Raw genomic sequence first — 324 nt, 5'->3', positions numbered from 1 at the left:
CTGCAGACATAGATCATTTCACGCAGCACGTGGGGCCGATCGCTCTCCATCAGCATCATCTGCTTCGCGCGGTCATAAACGGTGTCTGGTTGACGAAAAGACACGTGACTTTCCATCCCGATGGCGTCGATGCATTTATCTGGCCCCTTGCCGCCTGTAAGCTCGTTCAGCCTTTCAACAACGCTCTCCTCCAGGAAGTTGATGGTGATCGCGCCGCCCGCTCCGGCCATGGAAAGGCGTTCGGGCAGCAATCTATGCCCACGACCTGCTTGGCACCGAGAAGAATGGCGCTGCGGATTGCCATCTGCCCCACCGGGCCACAGC

The 324-nt window shown here is 58.6% G+C and carries 1 pseudogene; it reads right to left on the bottom strand.

Going from position 1 to position 324, the window contains the following annotated elements:
* Window positions 1–324 (bottom strand): annotated as a pseudogene (locus AC0L3O_RS35565) (zinc-binding dehydrogenase); the annotation flags it as partial.

This window comes from Mesorhizobium sp. WSM4810, assembly GCF_055811235.1.
Note: the sequence above shows the minus strand (reverse complement) of the source record. Positions and strands in the feature narration are given on the sequence as shown.